The sequence below is a fragment of the Kocuria sp. CPCC 205258 genome, from assembly GCF_040981005.1.
GTDB lineage: Bacteria > Actinomycetota > Actinomycetes > Actinomycetales > Micrococcaceae > Kocuria > Kocuria rosea.
In genome coordinates, this window is record NZ_JAVKPS010000002.1 from 93,730 (window position 1) to 114,104 (window position 20,375).

Sequence of the window (20,375 nt, forward strand, 5' to 3'; positions counted from 1 at the left end):
GATGCCGGCGCTCCCCCGCACCGTTCACGACCCCTGTGAACGTCGGTGAATCCGGTGAATCTCGCATCGGGCGGGGCTCCGGCCCCAGCCCTCCGTCCGCGGTGCGTCCGGGCTCGTCGTCCGGAGCGGGCCTCACTCCCGGGTCGTCACGATCGGGTCCGCCCACACGATGTTCCACCGGTGGCCGTCCGGGTCCGCGAACACCCGGTGGCTCGTGTAGCTGTCATCCTTGCGGTGCCCCGCGGTGGCGCCGGCGGCAACCGCCCGCTCGACCAGGGCGTCGACCTCCTCGGGGATGTCGACGAGCAGGGCGAAGCTGCCGCTCACCGTGCGACGGGGGTCGGCGAGCTCCTGGTCCTCGCCGATCGCCTGCTGCATGAACCGCCGCTCGACGAGCGTGACCCCGAAGTCCTCCCCGAGATCCAGGATCAGGCTGCGCCCCTCGGCCATGCCGGGAGCCGTCCGCCAGCCCAGGGCCTGGTAGAAGGACCGCGAGCGCTCGAGGTCGGCGACGGGGATGTGGGGGAAGAACTTGTACGCCACGGGAACTCCTGGAGCTTCGGCGGGCCGGGACTCCATGCTCCCCCCGGCCCGCGGACGGCACAACGGTGTGACCGCCCCTTTGCGGGCCCGCAGGCCCCGGGGTCCCCGCCGGGCTGCGGAGACCCCGCGGTGCTCACTCGGGCCAGGCGTTCTCCTGGATGATGCGCACGAAGTCCTCCCGGTGGAAGTCGGGGTCGAAGTGGGCGAGCACGTCGTCGTTCATGGTGCCGAAGGTGGTCTCGGGCCGGTCGGCCATGCCGTCGTAGAACGCGCGGAGGATCTTGTTCTTGAAGTCCGGCCGGGGATGCGCGGCGACGACCTCGGCGCGGTGCTCCTCGGCGATCTGGTCCAGGTCCAGGCCCAGCACGTCGGTCTCGACGCCCAGGGTGACCACGGCGACCTCGGGCTCCAGGTGCAGCGGGATGGCCGGGGTGGTGTGCAGGGCGATCGCCAGCCACACGTTGCGCGCCTCCTCCGCGGAGCGGCCGTGGTCGCGCAGGAACGCCTGCGCCGCCGCGGCGCCGTCGATCTCGAAGCGCTGGTCCTGGGTGCGGTACTCGTCGGTGAGGCCGAGGTCGTGGAACATCGCCCCCACGTAGGCGAGCTCCGGGTCCACCTCGATTCCGCGCGCGGCGGACTTGAGCATGCCGAAGAGGAAGACCCGGCGGGAGTGGTTGAACAGGCTCTCGTCGGCGGCCCGCCGGACCAGCTCGGTGGTCTCGCGGACGAGGGCGGAGTCCGGAACGGTGATGCCGGCGATGGTCTCGGCCAAGGTGTCTCCTCTGCTCGGGTGAATGGTGTCGTGCCGGACCGGCACGCGGCCGGTCCTCTCCTCACTCTCTCCCACCGGTGGCGCAATGCCCAGCGTCCGGCCGGACGACCGTCCCACAGATCCGGACATTCCGGACGGCTCCACCCCGCGCCCCATGGGCACCGCGGGTGTCCCCCGCTCGGGGAAACGCGCTCAGGCAGGCGAGCAGCGGGACCGCAGGATCGAGATGCCCTCGCCGGTCAGCTCGTCGCAGTACGCCGCTCGGCCGGCCAGCGCCATGACGATCGCCAGCGTGGTCCCGCTGACCAGGGGCCCGGCGCCGGACTCGAACGGGCCGTCCGTGGCCACCAGGTGGAGGCCCTGGGCGGCGCTGCGGCTGGGCACCGCGAAGTCCTTGCCCACGTAGAACCGTGCCACCGCGGTCACGGTCCCGACCGGCGGCGTGCGCGGCAGGCCCAGCGGGCGGCGGACGTCCTGGCCGTGGACCACGACCTCCCCCAGCCACGCCGCGGTGTCCTTGGAAGGCGCCACGGTGCTGCCGGCCGCGGCCCGGAACCGCTGGAGCGTCTCGGCCGGGGTGGCGCCCCGGTGCTCCTCGAGGCGGCGCTGGTTGTGCAGGTCGAAGTCGAAGCGGGCGCCCAGCACGCTCCGGAGCCAGCGGAGCCGGCCGATGCTCGCGGCCGCGGTCAGGTGCGCGACGACGTCCTCCACGGTCCACCGCCAGCACAGGGACGGCGCCGCCCACTGCGCGTCGTCCAGGCCGGCCAGGTCCTCGGCCAGGCGCGCGCGCTCGGCGTGGATGGCAGCCCACAGGTCGTTCCGGTTGCTCGGCTCCATGAGCCCCATCGAAGCACACGCCGGGGTGCCGGGGCCTTCGGTGTCCGCCGATCCCGATAGCGTGGCACTGGACCCACCCCCTGGGAGAGCACCCCCCGACCGCACGAGGAGCCTCGATGACGAGCATCCGATTCCTCCACACGAGCGACTGGCAGCTCGGCATGACCCGGCACTATCTCGAGGGCGAGGCCCAGTCCCGGTACACCGGTGACCGGGTCGAGACGATCCGCCGCATCGGGGAGCTGGCCCGCGCCCGCGGATGCGCGTTCGTGGTGGTGGCCGGCGACGTCTTCGAGCACGCCAACCTCAGCCGCCGGGACGTCGGGCGCGCCCTGGACGCCATGGGCTCCGTGGGGCTGCCGGTGTACCTGCTGCCCGGCAACCACGACCCGCTCGGACCGGGGTCGATCTACGCCCAGGACGCGTTCCTCGGCTCGACGCCGGACAACGTCGTGTTCCTGGACGAGGTGGGCCCGTGGCCCGTCGCCGAGGGCGTGGAGCTCGTGGCCGCGCCCTGGCGCAGCAAGCGGCCCGACGCGGACCCCGTCGCCCCGGCCCTGGAGGGGCTGACCCCGGACGGGACGCTGCGCGTCGTCGTCGGCCACGGGATGCTCGACGAGCTGGACCCGGACCGCACCTCCCAGGTGACCGTGCGCCGCGCGCCCCTGGACGAGGCCCTGGCCCGCGGGGCGATCCACTACGTGGCGCTGGGCGACCGGCACATCCGCTGGCCCGAGGACGACCGCGGCGCCATCCACTACTCCGGCACCCACGAGTCCACGGGCTTCCGCGAGCACGGCCGCGGCCACGTCCTCGAGGTGGCGCTGGACGGGAGCACCGTGGAGGTCACCTCCCACGAGGTGGGCCAGTGGGAGCACCGCGTCCTCGCACGGCAGCTCGACGGCGCCGACGACGTCGGGACGCTGCGGGCCGAGCTCGCCGCCCTCACCCCGAAGGAGCGGATCATCCTCAAGACCGTCTTCACCGGCACCCTGAACCTCTCCGAGTCCGCGCAGCTGGACGGTCTGCTCGAGCAGCAGGCGGAGATCTTCGCGAGCCTCAACGCGTGGGAGCGGCACACTGACCTGGTGGTGATCCCGGACGAACACGAGTTCGAGGACCTCGACGTCGGCGGGTACGCCGCCGACGCCGTGACCGAGCTGCGCGAACTGGCCGCCTCGGAGTCCGAGGACGCGCCCGCCGCCGGGGACGCGCTCCGGCTCCTGTACCGCCTCGTGGGAGGACCGACCCGATGAAGCTGCACCGCCTCAAGCTGGAGAACTTCCGCGGCGTGACCGCCCGCGAGGTCGTCTTCCCCGACGCGGGGGTCGTGGTGCTGACCGGCCGCAACGAGATCGGCAAGACCTCGATGATCGACGCCCTGGACGCGCTGATCGAGCTCCCGGACAGCAGCCGGCACAAGAAGATCGCCGAGGCCAAGCCCGCCGGCCGGGACGTGCCCGTCCTGGTGGAGGCGGAGTTCTCGATCGGGACCACCCGCGTGATCTACACCAAGCAGTGGCTGAAGCGGCCGTCCACGACCCTGGAGTACATCTCGGGCCCCCGGAGCGGCCACAAGCTCACGAGCCGCGAGGCCCACGACGCCGCCGAGCAGCTGTGGGGCGGGGCCGACACCGCGCTGTGGAAGGCCCTGCGCTTCATGCAGGCCGGCGGGCTGACCCAGAACGCCCTCACCGACAGCGCGGCGCTGCGCCGGGCCCTGGAGTGCCACGCCGGCCAGGCCCAGGGCGACGACCGCGAGGTCGCCTCCCTCCTGGAACGCGTGAGCGCGGAGTGCGACAGGTACTGGACCTCGACGCGGAAGAAGAACGCCAAGTACCTCCAGGCCGAGACCGACTGCCGTACGGCCGGGACCGCGGCCGCGGAGGCCGCCGAGGAGCTGCGGGGCATCGCGGTGGTCGAGGAGGAGCTCGCCGAGCTCACCGAGGAGATCGCCGCCACCGGCCGGAAGCTCGGGACTGCCCGGGCGGAGAAGGCGGATTTGGACCGTGCCGCCGGGGAGATCGAGGCCGTCCAGCGGCAGCGGCAGGAGGCCCAGCGCCGGCGGGACGCCGCCCAGGGCGAGCTCGACCGCGCCCGGGAGCGCTCGGCCCGGCGCGCGGAGTTCGTGGCCGCGCTGACCGCCGACGAGGAGCGCAGCGCGGCGCTCGCGGAGCAGCTCCGGGCGCGCGAGCAGGAGCTCGCCCCGGTGCGGGAGCACGCCGAGGAGGCCGAGGATCGCCGGACCGCGGCCCAGACCGCCGTGCAGGAGGCCCGGGCGGCCCACCGCTCCGCCCGGGAGGACCGGAGGCACCTCAACGACGTCGAGCGCCACCGCCGCGTGCTCGAGATCCTGGACTCGCTCGAGGCGGTCCGGGCGCAGCTGGCCGAGCTGCGGTCTCGTCCCGGCACGGAGATCGACGAGGACGTCGCGGACGAGCTGGAGCGGGCCGAGCGGGCCGCGGAGAAGGCCGAGGCGGAGCTGGCGGCCGGCAGCGCCCGGGTGGAGCTGACCGCGCTGGGCCGCGCGCGCCCGATCACTCGCGGCGACAGCACCGAGGAGATTGCCCCGGAGGAGCCGTGGTCCGTCCCGGTGACGGACGAGGTCGAGGTGGAGATTCCCGGCGAGTGGCGGTTGCGGGTCTTCCCGGAGCAGGGCATCGCGGCCCGCCGGGACGCCGCCCGCACGGCCCGCGAGCGGTTCACCGCGCTGCTGGCCCGGCACGGCGTCGACTCGGTCGCGGCGGCCCGCACCGAGTGGCGTGCCGCCCAGGAGCTGGCCCAGCAGGTGCGCGAGGCCGTGGCCCAGCGCGACCGCCTGCTCGACGGCGAGGACGAGAGCCGCCTGCGCGACGACCGGGACCGCCTCGCCGCCGCGATCGAGCAGTACGGCGACCGCCGGGACGACGACGCTCCCCTGCCGGAGACCGCCGGCGCCGCCCAGGAGACGGTCGAGGCAACCGAGGCCGCCCTCACCGACGTCGAGGACGCCGCGCTCCATGCCGAGGCCGCTGCCGAAGCCGCCCGGGCCGCCCTGCAGTCCGCCCAGACGACGCTGCACTCCCTGCAGGGCGCCGCGCTCGAGCAGGAGCGCGCCCTCGCCGGTTCCCGGGCCCGGCTCGAGGACGCCCGCCGCGAGGTCCCGGACGAGGACCTCGACCGTGCCGTCACCGCGGCGGCCGAGGCGCTGGCCGCGGTCCAGGCGGAGATCGACGGGCACGAGGCGGCCCTCGCCGGTCTCGACGCCGACCGGGTGCTCGCCGACCAGCAGCACGTCGCGGACGAGATCAAGGGGCTCGAGTCCCTGCTGGGCGAGCGGCGGGGCCGCCACCAGTCCCTGGCGGGCCGGCTCGAGGGCATGGGCCGGGACCGGGTGCAGCTGGCCCACGACCAGGCCGAGACACGGCTCGAGGCCGCCCGGCGCCACCTCGCCGGGATCGAGCGGCGCGCCGAGGCCGCCCTGCTCCTGGAGCGGACGCTGCTGGAGCACCGCGAGCGCGCCCACGCCCAGTACGTCCAGCCGTTCCGCACCGAGGTGGAGCACCTCGGCCGGTCGGTCTACGGCCCGGACTTCGAGGTCCAGGTGAGCGGGTCCCTGGAGGTGGAGCAGCGCAAGCTCGACGGCGACTGGCTGCCCTTCTCCGCCCTCTCGACCGGGGCCAAGGAGCAGCTGGTGATCCTCATCCGGCTCGCCACCGCCCTGCTCGTGGACCCGGAGGACGGGGTGCCGGTGCTGCTCGACGACGCCCTGGGCCACTCCGACCCGCAGCGGCTCCGCCGGCTGGCCTCGGCCATCACCACCGCCGGGGAGCGGACCCAGGTGATCGTGCTGACCTCGAACCCCGAGCGCTTCGTGAACCTGCGGGAGGCGCACCGGATCGAGATGTGAACCTTCTCGGGTTCAGGAGGCCGGTCCTCCACCCGAGGGCGCCATCGGGCCCACCACGCGGTAGGTCGCGCAGACGAACGCGCGGTTCCGGGCCACGTCCGTCAGCTCCAGGTCGAACCGGCGGGGGAACAGGGGGCGGCCCGCCCCGAGCGTGACCGGCGCGATGGAGACCATCAACTGGTCCAGCAGTCCCGCCTCGGCGAACTGGGCGGCCAGGTCGCCGCCGCCGACCACCCAGATGTCCTTCCCGCCGGCGGCCTCCGCGAGAGCGGCGTGGATCGGTGCCACCTCCCCCTGGGCGAAGCGGAGGTCGGCCCCGGCGATCCCCGGCAGCTCGGCGTGGGTGACCACCCAGGTGGGCATGGCGTAGGGCCAGTCCTCGCCGGAGGCCTGCAGGTGCGCGCGGACCCACTCGTAGGTGGTGCGGCCCATCACGACCGCCCCGACCCCGGCGATGAACTCGTCGTAGCGGAACGGGCCCTCGGGGTCGGAGTCCTGCCGGAACAGCCACTCCAGGGAGTCCTGGTCGTCGGCGAGATAACCGTCCAGGGTGGTGGCGGTGTAGAAGACGGTGCGGGTCATCGGAGACCTCCTGTGCGTCGCTGCAACCCGTCGATCGGATTCCCGGAACCGGGGGTGACTCCAGCATGGCGCAGCACCAGTCGGGCCGGAAGGCACGGAGACCCACTGGCCGCTCACGTGAGGTGGACCACATAGAATCGTGGTCACCGACGCGAGGAGGCGGCATGAGCATCGAGGACGAACGGCGTATTCGCGCTGCCGCCCGGGCACCGCACGAGCCGCAGCCGCGCCGCCGCACCCCGCACGGCCGCGGTGCACGCGAGGCCGGTCTGGAGCGGGCCCTGGACGAGGTGCGCAAGGTCGGGGTCGAGGCGAGCGAGCTGCTGCGCAGAGAGGGCCTGAAGCCGGCCAAGCTCGTGCACGTCCCCCACGGCGCCCGGTCCTACCCCCTGGTCGGCCACGCGTTCTCCCGGGTCGCGTGCGGCGACGGGTGGCACGTCGTCCGCGGCCTGGTCGTCGGCACGGACGGCCGGCTGTGGACGCGCACGCCGCTGCACGACCCCACGCCGCAGAAGGACCTGGACGCGTGGCGGCTGGACGTGGAGCCTCCCGGCGGGCGGGGAGAGCTGCCCCACCCCGTGCAGTACGACGGGATCTCGCTGCACACCGTGCGCCGGCTCTCGGAGCACGAGTACCTGAAGGTGGATCTCATCGACCACCTCACGGACGGCTACGCGCGGCTGCTCGTCCTGCACCACCGCCGGAGGTCATGAGCGGCGCGGGCGGTTCCGCAGGAGGCCGAGGAGCACGACCACGGCCAGCAGCAGGACCATGCCCGCGTAGCCGATTGCCGTGGGCACCAGGCCGACCTCGCCCGCGACGGCACCGGCCGCCACGGCCGGGATGCTGTGGGAGAGATAGCTGACCACGTAGATCGCCGAGAGCAGCCCCGCCCGCTCGTGCGGTGCCGCCTGCGGCAGCAGCGTGCGCAGCACCCCGAGGAAGCCGGCGCCGAAGCCGACGCCGGCCACCACCGTCGCGGCGAAGTACAGCCCCACGGACCCGACGACGAGCGCGGCGATCGTGGCGGCCATGCCCACCACCAGGACGCCCATGCCCACGGCGAGCACCCGCTCCGGCGAGGTCCTGCCGAACAGCAGGATCGCGATCCCGCCGGTGCCCGTCAGCGCCGCGACCACGAGGCCTGTGAGGACCACGGAGTCCGCCCCGGTCAGCGAGCGGACCAGGTTCGGCCCCAGGGAGATGATCAGCCCGCCCAGGGACCAGCACGCGGCCGTGGCGGGCAGCACCCACACCGCCGAGCGGCGCACCTGCGGCGGGAAGGAGACCCGTGGACGCAGCGAGGCCAGCGCCCCAGGAGCACGCTCCACGGTCTCGGGGCCGAGCGCCGTGCCCACGGCCTGCAGCACCAGCAGCCCCAGCAGCACGACAAAGATGAGGTCGATCATCTGCGGGGCGGCCGCGACGATGAGGCTCGAGGCCACCGCTCCCCCGGCCAGGCCGAGAACCGGCCCCGCCCCGGTGATCACGGTCCCCAGCCCCCGGCGCTCTTCCGGTTCGAGCTCGATCACATAGGCGCCCAGCGCGCCGGTCGCCGTGCCGGTCGCCACGCCCTGGACCAGCCGTGCCACCACCAGGGTCGCCTCGCTGTCCGCCAGCACGAACACGGCCATCGCGGCGATCTCCAGGGCCAGGGCGGCCAGCAACACCGGCCGACGCCCCAGGTGGTCGGACAGCGCCCCCACCGTGAGCAGCGCGGCGAGCAGGGACACCACGTACGCGGCGAAGATGACGGTCAGCACGACCGGAGGGAAGCCCCACAGGTCCTGGTACAGCGGATACAGGGGGCTGGGCGCGCTGGAGGCGGCCATGACCACCACCAGCACGGACGCCTGCACCCAGAAGGCCGCCTTCGCGGACAGCACGGGACGACGGCGGGGCGCGGCGCCGGAGCGGAGGAACATGCAGGGCCTTTCACGGCGGGACGAGTGAGCGCGGCGTGACCGCGCTCACCTCACGCTAGCGCCACAGCCGGCCGGCGCTGCTACGGAGCGTCCCGTCGGCGCACCATCTCGGCGATCCAGACGGGGGCGAACGGCGACGTGCAGTTCGGCGGCGTCGGGTAGTCCTTGAGCACCTCCAGGCGCTCACCGATCTCGAGAGCCCGGGCCCGGTGCTCCGGGTGCTGGATCCCGATCTGCGCCAGGCAGGTGTTCATCGCCCACTGCAGACGCTCCGGGGCGGCCTTCATCTGCGCCTCGACGACGTCGAGCAGGCCGGCGAGGTCGAGCCCCTCGGGCTTCTTCGCCACGCGGTCGGAGGTCAGCGCCCACCCGGCGCTCGCGACCGCGGGATCCGGATCGGCGAACCAGGCCACGCGCAGCTCCTCGGCGTGCGGGCTCTTCTTGACCACGTAGTTCACGAGCCAGTCGTGCACCTTGGGGACGCGCGAGTCGCGCACCATGGTGTCCAGCTCGTCCCGCTCGAACGACTTCGGCCGGCAGATCAGCAGCGCCAGCAGTCTCGCCGCAGTGTCCCCAGTGCCCCAGAGCTCAAGCGCGAGGTCCTGCTGCGTCTTCAGGCGCTTCGCGACCGCCCGCAGCTTGGTCAGATTTACGCCGTGGTCGTCGCCGTGCCGCTCGTTCACCGCGCGCACCCTGGGGTCCTCGAGCGCGGCCAGCTCGGCCAGCACGTCGTCCACCGGTGTCCCGGCCATTCCGGCCTCCTGTTCGTCGCGCGTGAGAGCCAGCCTACGAGGGACGCGGTGCCCGCGCGGAGGCGCGCTAGATCAGGTCGAGATGTCCCCTGGTTCTGCAACAGACCCATCGTCGGTGAGCATTCGCCTACGGCACCCTGCAGGGTCATCCCAAACGAGGCGAGGAAAGATTCTGCACTCAATGGCTAGAGGATAATGCGGTCGCGTTCGCCCTCACCGCGTTCTCCCGCCCGGGCATGTGGTGGTTCAGCGCCGTGGCGCCGATCAGCCGTCGCCTGCAGTAGAGATACTTCCGCCGGACCTGCAGGCTTTGTAGCGCCTCCTCGATGGCGAGCGGGTGCGCACCACAGGGACCCCACGCGCAGGGGCGCAGTCCCTGGAAACAACCAGCGCCTCAGCATCCCCTCGTTGTGAAGCGTCGTCATGATCAACGTTGCTCTCGCTGAACAGAAAAAGGACTCCCCAGGGGCGTGATTCTTCATCTCGTGGTCCCTGGGGCTCTGGCTACTACGCTGATCGTTATCCGAGTACCACTAGAACCGGCCGCTCCGCGGATGTCGCCCCGCAAGGGCTGGAAAACCCCAGAAAGTAGTCACCGAGAGGCCACGCTCCATCATTGTTACATTGGGGAAGGTCGTGAATCGAGGCGGTCTCGTGTCTTGAAGCTGTGAGCGTTTCGCATCTGCGAATATGGAGCAATGACACCACCCGAACCCCCCAGGGAGAGCTCTCAGCAAGTTCCGCCCCGCCAGTCACAGCAACCATATCCCGCCCATTCTGGCCAGGGAGCGTCCACGCAGATGCTGCCGCCTCAGCAGACCAAAGCGAAAAAGCAGTCGAACATCGTGGGACTCATCGCGCTGATTACAGCAGTGCTCGGCTTCGTTTTCGCCTGCATCCCCGGCGCCCTCATCGTCGGCTGGATCCTGCTGCCGATTGCCTTTGTTCTGGGCCTCGTTTCCCTGTTCCTCAAGGACAAGTCCAAATGGATGGGCATCACCGCTGTGGTCCTCTCGATCGTGGGAACGATTGTCGGAGTCGTCGTGTTCCTCACCGTCGTCACGACCTCTTTCGATGAAGCGTTCGACAGTGGGAACACCACCGTCGTCGAACCGTCTGATGACGCGGTTGCCGATGATGGAGCAGCCGAGGAAGACGGCACTGGGGGAGACGCGGCCGCCGAAGCCGGAACGCGCGGGAACCCCTACCCCATCGGCTCGGTGATTGAGTCCGACGATTGGCGCGTCGTCGTCAAATCCGTCACCCTCGACGCCACGGACGCAGTTGTCTCTGCCAACCAATTCAACGAACCGCCCGCCGAGGGATCGGTGTACATCCTCGTCAATTACTCCGCGACCTATCTGGGCGATGACCCAGATGGGCAGATACCGGCTTCCGTCACAGTCGAGTACGTGACAGCAGACAGCACGACGGTCAACAGCTTCGACAATTCCGTCGTCGCACCGGACGCCATCGATACCACGAGCACGCTCTACACGGATGGCACGGCAACAGGCAATGCGGCCTTTGAAGTGCCGACCACGACGGCTGACCAAGGCGTTCTCGCCGTCACCCCTGGCCTGCTCGGAGACAAGGTATTCGTTGCCGTGCAGTAACACCCGCAGGAGAGTAGCAAAGCCCTCGGTGATTTACCGGGGGCTTTGCTACACCGGGAAGCCGTTGTTGCCCCACTCTGAAGGACATGGTCAGTGTCCGATAGCCGGCCATATGTAAAGCGAGTGGGACCCACACCGCCCATGCGCTTGCGTTCAGTGTTCACCGGGGAAGGTGCCGGTGGTGGCCAGTTGCTCAGCCACTTCGCGCAGCTTGAGGTTGGACCGGGAGCTGACCGTGGTCAGCACCACGAAGGCCTGCTGGTCGGTGATCTTGAAGCGCTCCATCAAGATGCCCTTGGCCTGGCCGATCAGATCCCGGGTGGTCAAAGCCTGGTTCAGGCGGTTGATGTGCTGAGCATCGGCGAAGGCCACCGCCGCGTGCGCGGCGACCAACAATCCAGCTTCCTCGGACTTCGCGGTGAACACCTCGGCTTCGGCCCCGTAGATGTTCAGCGCCCCCAGGTCCCTCTCGTCGGTGTAGAGCTGGAAGCACAGCATCGACCTGGCACCGGCTTCGGCGGCGGCCGGGGCGAAGGACGGCCACCGGTCCTCACGGCGAAAGTCCGGGGCGCGGACGATCGTCTCGACATAGGCCGCATCCAGGCAGGGCCCTTCGCCGTGTTCTTCCTGCAACCGGTCCACGATCGCTGCCAGCTGTGAGGACGCGGCGTGGGAGGTCATGGTGCGACGGGCTCGAGCCACCGAGATGGACGCTGCCGCCGCCCCGGGGATCAACTCCAGGGCCGCGTGGACCATCGCCGCCAGCGTGGCCTCGAGGTCCTCTTCCTGCTGCAGGGACCTCGCCAGCTCGCTCAACTGCCCGGCCAGAGCCGCGACGTCCTGGGTGCTGCCGGCCTCTCGGGCCGGGTGGGCCGTGCTTGCCGCTGGATCGTTCATCTCCCCGGCCTCTTCATCTGGGGGCCGGTGTCCGCCCTCCTGCGGGGCGCGGGGGTCATCATCTTCCAGACCTGTATCTCCCGCGGCCGCCTCACGGGTCTTCCAGGCCCGCACCTGGGACTGGCCCTCCTGCTTGAGCTCTTCGGCCTGGGCCGCCAGTTCTTGATTTCGGGCTCGGGCCTGGGACTGATGTCTGCGGGCGCGGTCCTGGACCGACTCGGGCTCGGGGTCACCCATCATCTGAACTCTTTCCATCCTGGGTTGCTCGGCACATGGCCTAGCAGTGCGGGCACTGAGACCAGAATGCACTTCCATACCCCATCGAGCACAGGCCCCGGTGAGGGGGACGGCGGAGGCTGGTTCTGCTTGTGCCTCACCCATAACCAGGTAGGGGCCGCCACCGTAGGGCCGATATCCTCACTCGCAGACCGCCCCCGGAGCTTGCCCGCAGGGGGTTCGAGGGCCTCAGGTAACTGCGCACCGGAAGCCCTGGCCGAGGGACACGACCTCAGGGCAGAGAACCCCTCTACTCCTGTGATGCGCGGTCTGAGGGGTTCAGCAGGTCCGAGGTGTACGGGGCGCGCAGCGGAGGTCGCCGGTCGATGAGCTCGTTGGCGGCGTGGGCCAATAAGTCCCGTTGGAGCCGGGGCAGGTCCAGGCAGTGGTGCAGATAGGCCTCGACCTCGATCTCCCCGACGTGACCGCCGAGGGTGAAGTAATGGAACCACAGTTGCCTCACCTCGATACCGGCACGACCGATGACCTCGAGCAGCAGACGGGCCTGTTCCGCCCCGACCCCGTCGTGATCCATCGCCGGGCCTCAATTCCCCGGATCCGGGTGTCGATCCAGGACCTGGCGGGCGACCTCGACCATGGGCCGGCCCTGGGCCAGTGAGGCCGTGAGCAGCACGGCATGGGCATCGTCGGGGTCGGTGGCCCGTTGTTCCATCAGCATCCCGGTGGCCCGGTCGATCGCCTGTCGATCCTGCAGACCGGACTGCAGCGCGGCACTGAGCCGCTGCGGGGCGTCGCGGGTCTGAGCTGCGCCCAGCAAGGTGGCCGCGACTGCGGCCAGCAGGCCCAGTTGCTGCTCCTCGTGGGCGGTGAAGGCGTTATCGACGGTGGCGTAGACCTTCATCGCCCCCAGGCACCGGTCCTGGAACACCAGCGGGACGCTGAGCATCGAGCGGATCCCCGAGACAGCAACAGCCGTCGACCACTGGGGCCACCGGTCGTCGTCGGTGGTGTCATTGATGCGCTGGGGGCTCTCGGTGGCCCAGGCGCTCAGGCAGGGACCCTCCCCCAGCTCGTACTGGAGGGCGTCGGCGGCTTCCACGAGATGATCGGTGGCGCCGGTGCTGGTTCTGGCGCCGTGGGCGTCGATCAGAGAGACCCCTGCCCCGACCGCCGAGGGGATGAGGTCCTGGGCGACCTGGGCCAGTTGGTGCACCGCAGCGGTGGCGTGTTCCTGGGACAGCAGCATGTGCTGGATGCGGGCGAAGACCGCCGTCAGCTCCATCGCAGAGGATTCGGGTTGCATGGGGACCTCCTCGGTCCAGCGGGGAATCTCGAGCCATTGCGCACCGTGCGCGCCGCCGTTGCATCGACGACAGGTCATTCCTCGCTCGAGACGTACCCCATTTTTCAAGGCTACGCCTGATGAAAGCGGGCGGGGCGGGCCATCAACGATCACAGAGCCCGCAGCACTCCTTCACCGATGAACCCGCCCAGGGCGCAAATCCGCAGCCGGAGGTGACCGCGCCACGTGGTGATGCCCGCCCGGCACGGGGTAGCCGTGCCGGGCGGGCATCACGAGTGGCTCTGGGACATCACCGGCGCCGGAGGCCACCCCTGGAGGCGAAACAGGGGCGGCCGGGAGGGTCTGCTCCTACCCTCAGGCGGCGTGGGCCACCGAGGTGTGACGAAGCCGGTACTCGTCGGCGGGGATCAGCTTGGCGAGCCCGCTGCTGGCCTCGCGCACCCACAGCACGCCCAGATGGGCTGCGATCTGGCTCACGGTGCCGGCATGGCGCAGGTGGTGCTGGTCCCATACTTCGATCCGGTCACCGAGGTGCACCCGGGCCAGGTCGTGGATCCATGGATCAGTGGTGGTCATGATGCGTCCTGTTCACGTCGTGCGGGGAGTGCGATCCCGGGTGTCCTGGGCTGAGATCGGGACGGGAATCGCCGGAGCGGTTGGGTGCTCAGGCGGTGTAGTTCTCGCGGCTGCCGGACTTGGCCAGTCCGCGGGCCACCAGGTAGCCGATGGTGAGGTAGGTGATGTATTCCATGGCCTGACGGGCGTCGAAGAGATCCGCGCCGTTCTCGGCCCCGCCGTCACCGACCAGGGTGGCGGTGACGACGATGGCCACCAGCACCCCGAGGTAGGCGATGAACTCGGTGGTCTTCGTCGCGTTCTTCGTCTCGGTGGCCCGCCGCACGCCACCGTCGGCAGTGTGAGCAGAGGTGGCGGTGGTGGCGGTGTGGGAAGCAGTGTTCGTCAAGGGATTCTCCTGAAAAAGCAAAGGGGGGCCGGATTCGGCAGGGCACCCGACGGCAGATTTTCCGTCGGTGCAGTCAGTGGCAGGCCGGGGGGCGCCGTGTGCTCGACGCCTTGCCTACACCGTAGACTGTACGTGTAGACTGCGGTTAACGCAAAGCCCGCTTATTAAAGGATCCCGATCGCTGTGCCTCCCCCCACTACAGACCCCGATACCGACGCCCTCGAGGGTCCCGCACCCACTCCGAAGACCAAGGCACGCCGGCCGCGGTTGAGCCGGGAGGTCGTGCTCACCGCGGCGCTGGCCCTGGTGGACGCCGAGGGCCTCGACGCCTTGAGCATGCGCCGGCTGGGCACCGAACTGGAACGCGATCCCATGGGTCTCTACCGGTATGCGAAGAACCGGGCGGACCTGCTCGACGGGATCACCGAGCTGGTGCTCGACCAGCTGGTCATCCCCACCGACGGAGCCGACTGGCAGGCCCAGCTGCGCGCCACCGCCCACGACTTCCGGGACCTGGCGCTGGAGCACCCGCACGTGGTGCCGCTGCTGGTGACCCGGCCGCTGTCCACCCCGCTGGGACTGCGCCCACTGGGGACGCTGCGGCCGCTGGAGAACATCCTGACCCTGCTCATCGACGCCGGTTTCGCCCCGGCCGATGCCCTGCACGTCTACCGGGCTTACTACGGATTCCTCTACGGCCACGTCCTCAACGAGCTCCAGGAGATGATCGTGGACCCGGAGGAGAACGAGGACCTGTTGCGCCTGGGCCTGCACCGCCTCCCCGCCCGCTCCTTCCCCCGGCTGCGAGCCCTGGCCCCGGTGCTGGCCGACTACGACGGGGCTGCCGAGCTCGAGGCGGGCATCACCATCCTGCTCACCGGCCTCACCGCCCAGCTCCACCCCACCGATCCCGGTAAACCCGAGGGTCAACCGGGGCTTTCCCATCCGCTCGATGCCTGATCTCGTCCCACAGGAGTTGTCATGACCACCACCGCCTCCGACCACACCGCTCCGCATGAGCACTCTGCGCCCCTGATGAGCCCGGGCAGCCAGCTGGGCCCGGGAGAGGACTTCCCCGAGGATCTGACCGGCCTGTGCATGGCGGACCTGCAGGTGCTGCACTCCCGGATCACCCGCCAACTCGACCACGACTACCTCACCGACCCCGCCGGACCCCACTTCTCCACCATGGATCGCTGCCACGACCTGCAGTCTGAGCTCAACGCCCGCGACACCGCATAAGACCGCATGACCCAGCTCGAGCCCTCACCGACAGGCACACCATGAACACCGCTGACCCCACCAACACCACAGGCCCCATCCACACCCCGGAACCAACGGTCCGTCGGTTCGACGTCATCTGTCTGATCTTCAATCCGCACAGCACTGGGGACGCTCCGCAACTGGCCGCAACGTTGCGCGACCAGCTGGCCCAGGATCTGCCCTACAGCCCGCAGATCCGGATGTTGCCCACGGAGCACGCCGGGCACGCCGTGGACCTGGCGCGCGAGGCGGCGAGCACGCCGAACGCCCTGGTGGTCTCGGTCAGCGGGGACGGGGGTTACCACGAGGTCGTCAACGGGGTCATGGCCGCCGGGTCCACCGACACCGTGTGCGCGGTGCTCCCCGCGGGCAACGCCAACGACCACCACCGCACCACCGCCCGCCAGCCTCTGGCTGAAGCCATTGCCGAAGGCCAGGTGCGCCAGATGGATCTGCTGCACCTGTCCACCGGCAACCACCCGGGCGCGCAAGCCCTCTACGCCCACTCCTACATCGGTTTCGGGCTGACCCCGGTGGTGGCCATCGACATGGAGAAGGGCAACAAAGGCGCGCTCAAGGAGATGATCTCGGTGGTGCGGACCTTCGCGAAGTTCCGGCCCTTCCGCATCCAGCACACCGACGGCACCCGCCAGAAGATCGACAGCCTCGTCTTCGCCAACATCCCTCAGATGGCCAAGCACGCCACCTTGAGTGAAGCCGAGGACCGTCCGGCCGACGGGCGCTTCGAGGTGATCCTCTTCCCGCACACCGCCAAGTGGCGGGTCCTCGTCAAGGCCGCCCGCGCGACCACCACCGGCCTGGGAGACCAACCCAGCGTGGCCCACTACGAGTTCACCACCCTCAAACCGATGCCCTACCAGCTCGACGGAGAGGTCCGCTCCGTTCCGGCGAACACCACCGTGTGCGTTGAATCCGCCCCAGGCGCCCTGACCGTGATCGGCTGACGGACCGGCAGGGGCAGAACCTTTAGCGGCGCCCTGGGTGCCCAACGCGGAGAACTGGTCCTACAGTGTAGAACTCAGGCTCTGGCCCTGCGGCCCGGTGCCTGCAGTGCAAGCGGGCCAGGACCGACCGGCCGGTGCTCGAGCAGCGGACTGTCAGGTGGTCGGTTCGCCCGGGACCGGGCAGCAGGTGCGAGCAGGTGAGATCGCCAACCGACGGCGTTCCATCTGAGACGTTGCGGGATGCTCATTCTCTGCGGGCCCGGGAAGCGGTGGCGACATCATGGAGGGGTGCGCGGTGACTGATCCGGATCACGATGTGCCGTGGACGGCGCTGCCGCGATCACTCGCCCCACTGCTGGCCGAGCATGTGCCCGTCTTCACCGAGGGATTGCTGGCGGCGGTGCACCGCGACGTCCCGGTGTACGCCCCCTCCCTGTGCGGTCCGTTGCGCGGCGAGATCCAGCAGGGAGTCGAGTCCGCCCTCACCCGTTTCCTGGACCTGGCCGGCACCGCCCAGCCGGCTCTGCGTGATGAGGATCGGCTCGTCTATGAGCTGCTCGGCCGAGCCGAGGTCCACCAGGGACGCCCCATGGACGCCCTGTTCGCCGCCTACCGTTCCGCGGCCCGCACCACCTTGCGCTCGATGTCGGGGGTCGCCATGGACACCGGGGCCGAAGCTTCGGTGCTGATCGTTCTGGCCGAGTCGGTGTTCGCCTACATCGAGGAGCTCTCCGCCGCCAGCGCCCAGGGCTACGCCCTGGAGCAGTCCGAGCGGGCCGGTGAGCGAGACCGGCTGCTGGACACCGTGGCGGAGATGCTGATCCGCGGCCACGCCGAGGAGGACGCCGTGCACACGGCCGTGCTCGCGGCCGGCTGGACCCTGCCCGAGCGGGTCGTCGTGGTCGCACTGCCCGCCGACCGGCGCACGGGACTGAGATCCCGGCTGGGCACCCGATCGCTGCTCACCTCGCGCCCCGGTGAGCTCATCGCGCTCGTGCCCGAACCCTCCTCCCCGACCACACGCCAAGAGCTGGGGCGCGCCCTGGCCGGGCGGAACGCGGTGGTCGGTCCGGGACGGGCCTGGCAGTCAGCACCTGACTCTCTGCGTCTGGCCGTGCTGGCCCGGGACCTGCTACAGCACGACCCCGGTGATGAGGGGCCACTGTGGGTCACCGAGCACCTCGCTCAGCTGCTGCTGCTCAGTGAGCACGCCATGGTCGAAGATCTCGCCGCCCTGCGGCTGGCCCCGCTGGAACAACTACGCCCTGCTCAACGGGAGCGACTGGGGGCGACCCTGTTGTCCTGGCTCAAGCACCACGGGCACCGCGCCGCAATGGCAGCCGAGCTGCTCGTCCACGAGCAGACGGTCGGTTACCGGGTCAACCAGCTGCGCGAAGTGTTCGGGGAGACCCTCAATGACCCGCAAGCCCGCTTCGAGCTCGAGCTCGTCCTGCGCGCCCGGCCCCCTCAGCACCGTTCCTGAGCAACCACCGCTGCGGTACCAGGCCCACCCGTCCGCAGCCCCCGCAGCCCGGGGCACGGGAACAACCCGTCCGGCCACGCGTCCATCATGGCGAGGCCACAGCATCAGGCGGTTCAATGCGGCCCATGCGAAGAATCTCTACCCCAGCACGGCCCGCCGCTAACCGGCCTCATGCGAAGAGGAAGGCGTCCAGTTGTTCTCTCCATCCGCGGATGACCCCAACGTGTCAGGCACCCGCAGGAGACGGGCTGAGGGAAACCTGCCCGGGGGTGGCGTGACTTGGTGCCCACCACCGACACGTCTGTCGCTGTCGATGTCGAGGTGGGAGCGGTCAGCAGGGGCCCAAGCCGGGTTGTACGCTGGGCACCTCCACCGCAGCTGGGGTGGTGTCGATACGTTCAGGGAGTGTCGGGCCTGTGATCTCTGGTGTACTGTCGCAGCGCCCTCGCGCTTATGTCGCTGCCCCGGTGGCTCCGGCTAATGGCTTGTTCCAGATCATCAACTGGGCCTTCGAACAGGCCGAAGATCTCACCTGGGGAGATCTCGGCATCCTGGTGGCCGACCCGACCATGGTCGTCCAGCTCAGTCATCTGCGTCGGCTGACATCCCGGGGTGTGCGCATCGGCACCGCCGAGCAGGCCGCCCGCGCCCGATCCTTCCACGGGGTGATGATCGCCTACTGCCCCGACGCCACGATGCTCACTACCGCCGAAGCCGTGCCCGGGGCCCGGGCGGTGGCCGCGGTGGCCGCGCTCAACGAGCCACTCCTGGAATGGGTGGCCGCCGGCACCCCGCAGCACTTGGCCGGTGATGTCTTGCCGACGCTTCCCCAGGCCACGACACCGGCCTTTGCCGGGCCGGGCCGAGTACTTCAGCCCAGCGATTGAGCCGCCAGTCACCACCCCGATGAGGTCCTCAACCGGCCGGTTCCTGACCGTCAGGATGTCCTCGGCTTCGCTCACCGGGTGCGGTCTCGGACTGGATAGTCCGGAAAGCGAACGGGGGGTGTGTCTCAGCAAGCCGCCTGCGCTATCTTTTGGGATCACGAGGGTGGTTAAGCAGCCAGCCACCCCGCTTCATCCGCCAGGCCACCACCCGGTCCCGACGCTGCAGGAGCTGCCCGTGCTTGATGCCCTGGAAGCTCAGCAAGCTCGCACACTGCACCACACGATGGCTCAGGCCGGCATCTCAGTGTCCCAGCTGTGGTGGCACTACTTCAGCCTCGGCGGCGACACCGGCGAAGTCGAAATCGAGGCCTACCTACACCAGGTGGTGCACCTGCCGCGCCTCGACCGTTTGATGCTCGAGCACGCATGCCACGAACTCATCAACTATCAGCCCGGATGACCATTCACGATCGCGTCCCCGGAGAGTTCGTCGACCAACCAGATCGGCCGATCCGCCGGTGGTCACGCCCGCACACGGGCCCCTCGCGCATCACTGCCAGGAGCCCCTGACCATCTCACATGGTCGGCTACGTCAGCTCCCGGATACGCCGGTACAGGGTCGCCCTGGACATCCCGAGATCCCGGGCCACCTGGGTCGCCGGCTCCCCCGATTCGATGAGTCGCAGCGCGTTGCGGATCTGGGAGTCGGTGAAGGTCTGGCGGCGACCCCCGAGGTCCTTGCCGGCGGCCCGGCGTTTGGCGACCGAGTCGGTGATCCGCTCCCGCTTGATCTCCAGTTCCATCTGGGCCAAGGCGGCCATCACGGTGAAGACCATCGAACCCATCGGGGTAGCGGTGTCCACGTCTCCCCCACCCAGGTTGAGCACGCGCAACCCGGAACCTCTGCCCCTCAGTGCTTCGGCGAAGGCCAGCATGTTCTGCGTCGATCGCCCCAACCGGTCCAGTGTGGTGATCACCAGCGTGTCGCCCTCCTCGAGCGCGGCCACGGCCTTGTCGAACTTCGGACGCGATGCACGCCCACCAGACACTCCACTGTCGACATAGATGTCATCGCGCCGCACGCCGGCCTTCAGCAGGTCAGACACTTGACGGTTCGCGTCCTGCTGCCGTGTCGACACTCTCGCGTACCCGATCAGCTTCCCCATGTCCACCCCATCTGTCTCGCAACCAAGGTTGAGTATCCGATTCTAGGGACATAGATAAAGCACAAGGATGCGAGACAGACCAGACCGCGGAAACATGCGGGTGCAAATTTTCCGGACGAGACGCCTTGCAACCCTTGGATTGCGAGACACAGGTCAACTGAGCGAAAAGGTTGAAGCGTCTCTCGCGGTCGCTTCAAGGTCCCTAGCTGACACTTGACGGCGCCTGCCGGATCCGCAGGAGGAACCACATCGCCCACAGGCTCAGGATCATCGGCCAAAAGACAGTCAAACTAT

General features: G+C 69.9%; 22 protein-coding genes and 1 pseudogene. 11 read left to right on the top strand and 12 right to left on the bottom strand.

The genetic code is table 11. From position 1 onward, the window contains the following. Window positions 1–132: 132 nt before the first annotated feature. From RF644_RS03680 to RF644_RS03690, 3 genes are all read right to left on the bottom strand, one after another. Window positions 133–543 (bottom strand): VOC family protein, encoded by a 411-nt coding sequence (locus RF644_RS03680; RefSeq protein WP_368795432.1) that lies wholly within the window; start codon window positions 541–543, stop codon window positions 133–135. A 133-nt stretch (window positions 544–676) separates the two neighbouring features. After that, a complete protein-coding gene (locus RF644_RS03685; protein ID WP_368795433.1) occupies window positions 677–1,315 on the bottom strand; it encodes an HD domain-containing protein in 639 nt (212 codons plus the stop codon). 192 nt (window positions 1,316–1,507) lie between these two features. After that, complete coding sequence (locus RF644_RS03690; RefSeq protein ID WP_368795434.1) at window positions 1,508–2,152, bottom strand: maleylpyruvate isomerase family mycothiol-dependent enzyme; 645 nt, start codon at window positions 2,150–2,152, stop codon at window positions 1,508–1,510. Between the two features lie 116 nt (window positions 2,153–2,268). On the opposite strand from RF644_RS03690, the gene RF644_RS03695 reads away from it, so the two are divergent. Together RF644_RS03695 and RF644_RS03700 are read left to right on the top strand one after the other, a co-directional pair. Next, window positions 2,269–3,408 carry an exonuclease SbcCD subunit D gene (locus tag RF644_RS03695; protein WP_368795435.1) on the top strand — a complete coding sequence of 380 codons (1,140 nt, stop codon included), beginning with the start codon at window positions 2,269–2,271 and terminating at the stop codon, window positions 3,406–3,408. Beyond that, window positions 3,405–6,041, top strand: a complete 2,637-nt coding sequence (locus RF644_RS03700; RefSeq protein WP_368795436.1) for an AAA family ATPase — start codon at window positions 3,405–3,407, stop codon at window positions 6,039–6,041. Before RF644_RS03695 ends, RF644_RS03700 begins: the two co-directional genes overlap by 4 nt. A gap of 12 nt (window positions 6,042–6,053) precedes the next feature. Here the strand turns inward: RF644_RS03700 and RF644_RS03705 are convergent, their stop codons facing one another. After that, entirely contained in the window at window positions 6,054–6,623 is a 570-nt protein-coding gene (locus RF644_RS03705; protein WP_368795437.1) for a dihydrofolate reductase family protein, read from the bottom strand. A 164-nt stretch (window positions 6,624–6,787) separates the two neighbouring features. Here RF644_RS03705 and RF644_RS03710 point away from each other — a divergent pair, with 164 nt between their 5' ends. Then, window positions 6,788–7,336 carry a hypothetical protein gene (locus RF644_RS03710; RefSeq protein WP_368795438.1) on the top strand — a complete coding sequence of 183 codons (549 nt, stop codon included), beginning with the start codon at window positions 6,788–6,790 and terminating at the stop codon, window positions 7,334–7,336. On the opposite strand, the gene RF644_RS03715 is transcribed toward RF644_RS03710, so the two are convergent. Next, window positions 7,331–8,548: an MFS transporter gene (locus tag RF644_RS03715; protein ID WP_368795439.1), complete on the bottom strand. Its 1,218-nt coding sequence runs from the start codon at window positions 8,546–8,548 to the stop codon at window positions 7,331–7,333. The genes RF644_RS03710 and RF644_RS03715 overlap by 6 nt on opposite strands. 80 nt (window positions 8,549–8,628) lie before the next feature. Continuing rightward, complete coding sequence (locus tag RF644_RS03720) at window positions 8,629–9,300, bottom strand: DNA alkylation repair protein (RefSeq protein ID WP_368795440.1); 672 nt, start codon at window positions 9,298–9,300, stop codon at window positions 8,629–8,631. Between the two features lie 131 nt (window positions 9,301–9,431). On the opposite strand from RF644_RS03720, the pseudogene RF644_RS03725 reads away from it, so the two are divergent. Next, window positions 9,432–9,584 (top strand): annotated as a pseudogene (locus tag RF644_RS03725) (DUF1990 family protein); the annotation flags it as partial. A gap of 516 nt (window positions 9,585–10,100) precedes the next feature. Then, window positions 10,101–10,916, top strand: coding sequence for a hypothetical protein (locus tag RF644_RS03730; RefSeq protein WP_368795441.1), 816 nt, complete (start codon window positions 10,101–10,103; stop codon window positions 10,914–10,916). 153 nt (window positions 10,917–11,069) lie between these two features. Here the strand turns inward: RF644_RS03730 and RF644_RS03735 are convergent, their stop codons facing one another. The 5 genes from RF644_RS03735 to RF644_RS03755 all read right to left on the bottom strand — a co-directional run bounded on the left by RF644_RS03735 (window position 11,070) and on the right by RF644_RS03755 (window position 14,317). Next, window positions 11,070–12,053 carry a GAF and ANTAR domain-containing protein gene (locus tag RF644_RS03735; protein WP_368795442.1) on the bottom strand — a complete coding sequence of 328 codons (984 nt, stop codon included), beginning with the start codon at window positions 12,051–12,053 and terminating at the stop codon, window positions 11,070–11,072. 286 nt (window positions 12,054–12,339) lie between these two features. Beyond that, window positions 12,340–12,624 (bottom strand): hypothetical protein, encoded by a 285-nt coding sequence (locus RF644_RS03740; RefSeq protein ID WP_368795443.1) that lies wholly within the window; start codon window positions 12,622–12,624, stop codon window positions 12,340–12,342. Window positions 12,625–12,633: 9 nt separating this feature from the next. Beyond that, the gene (locus RF644_RS03745) at window positions 12,634–13,353 is read right to left on the bottom strand and encodes a GAF and ANTAR domain-containing protein (RefSeq protein WP_368795444.1); all 720 of its coding nucleotides are present in this window, start codon (window positions 13,351–13,353) and stop codon (window positions 12,634–12,636) included. A gap of 354 nt (window positions 13,354–13,707) precedes the next feature. Next, window positions 13,708–13,929, bottom strand: a complete 222-nt coding sequence (locus tag RF644_RS03750) for a hypothetical protein (RefSeq protein WP_368795445.1) — start codon at window positions 13,927–13,929, stop codon at window positions 13,708–13,710. Between the two features lie 88 nt (window positions 13,930–14,017). Further along, window positions 14,018–14,317, bottom strand: a complete 300-nt coding sequence (locus RF644_RS03755) for a hypothetical protein (RefSeq protein WP_368795446.1) — start codon at window positions 14,315–14,317, stop codon at window positions 14,018–14,020. A 267-nt stretch (window positions 14,318–14,584) separates the two neighbouring features. Between RF644_RS03755 and RF644_RS03760 the strand changes: the two genes are divergently transcribed. From RF644_RS03760 to RF644_RS03785, 6 genes are all read left to right on the top strand, one after another. After that, a complete protein-coding gene (locus RF644_RS03760; RefSeq protein WP_368795797.1) occupies window positions 14,585–15,277 on the top strand; it encodes a TetR/AcrR family transcriptional regulator C-terminal domain-containing protein in 693 nt (230 codons plus the stop codon). A gap of 21 nt (window positions 15,278–15,298) precedes the next feature. After that, window positions 15,299–15,559: a hypothetical protein gene (locus RF644_RS03765; RefSeq protein ID WP_368795447.1), complete on the top strand. Its 261-nt coding sequence runs from the start codon at window positions 15,299–15,301 to the stop codon at window positions 15,557–15,559. Between the two features lie 41 nt (window positions 15,560–15,600). Further along, window positions 15,601–16,545, top strand: coding sequence for a diacylglycerol kinase family protein (locus RF644_RS03770; protein ID WP_368795448.1), 945 nt, complete (start codon window positions 15,601–15,603; stop codon window positions 16,543–16,545). A 295-nt stretch (window positions 16,546–16,840) separates the two neighbouring features. Further along, window positions 16,841–18,028 carry a helix-turn-helix domain-containing protein gene (locus RF644_RS03775; protein WP_368795449.1) on the top strand — a complete coding sequence of 396 codons (1,188 nt, stop codon included), beginning with the start codon at window positions 16,841–16,843 and terminating at the stop codon, window positions 18,026–18,028. A 485-nt stretch (window positions 18,029–18,513) separates the two neighbouring features. Next, window positions 18,514–18,915 carry a hypothetical protein gene (locus RF644_RS03780; RefSeq protein WP_368795450.1) on the top strand — a complete coding sequence of 134 codons (402 nt, stop codon included), beginning with the start codon at window positions 18,514–18,516 and terminating at the stop codon, window positions 18,913–18,915. 235 nt (window positions 18,916–19,150) lie between these two features. Further along, window positions 19,151–19,375 carry a hypothetical protein gene (locus tag RF644_RS03785; protein WP_368795451.1) on the top strand — a complete coding sequence of 75 codons (225 nt, stop codon included), beginning with the start codon at window positions 19,151–19,153 and terminating at the stop codon, window positions 19,373–19,375. Window positions 19,376–19,502: 127 nt separating this feature from the next. On the opposite strand, the gene RF644_RS03790 is transcribed toward RF644_RS03785, so the two are convergent. After that, window positions 19,503–20,081 carry a recombinase family protein gene (locus tag RF644_RS03790; RefSeq protein WP_368795452.1) on the bottom strand — a complete coding sequence of 193 codons (579 nt, stop codon included), beginning with the start codon at window positions 20,079–20,081 and terminating at the stop codon, window positions 19,503–19,505. Window positions 20,082–20,375 lie beyond the last annotated feature (294 nt).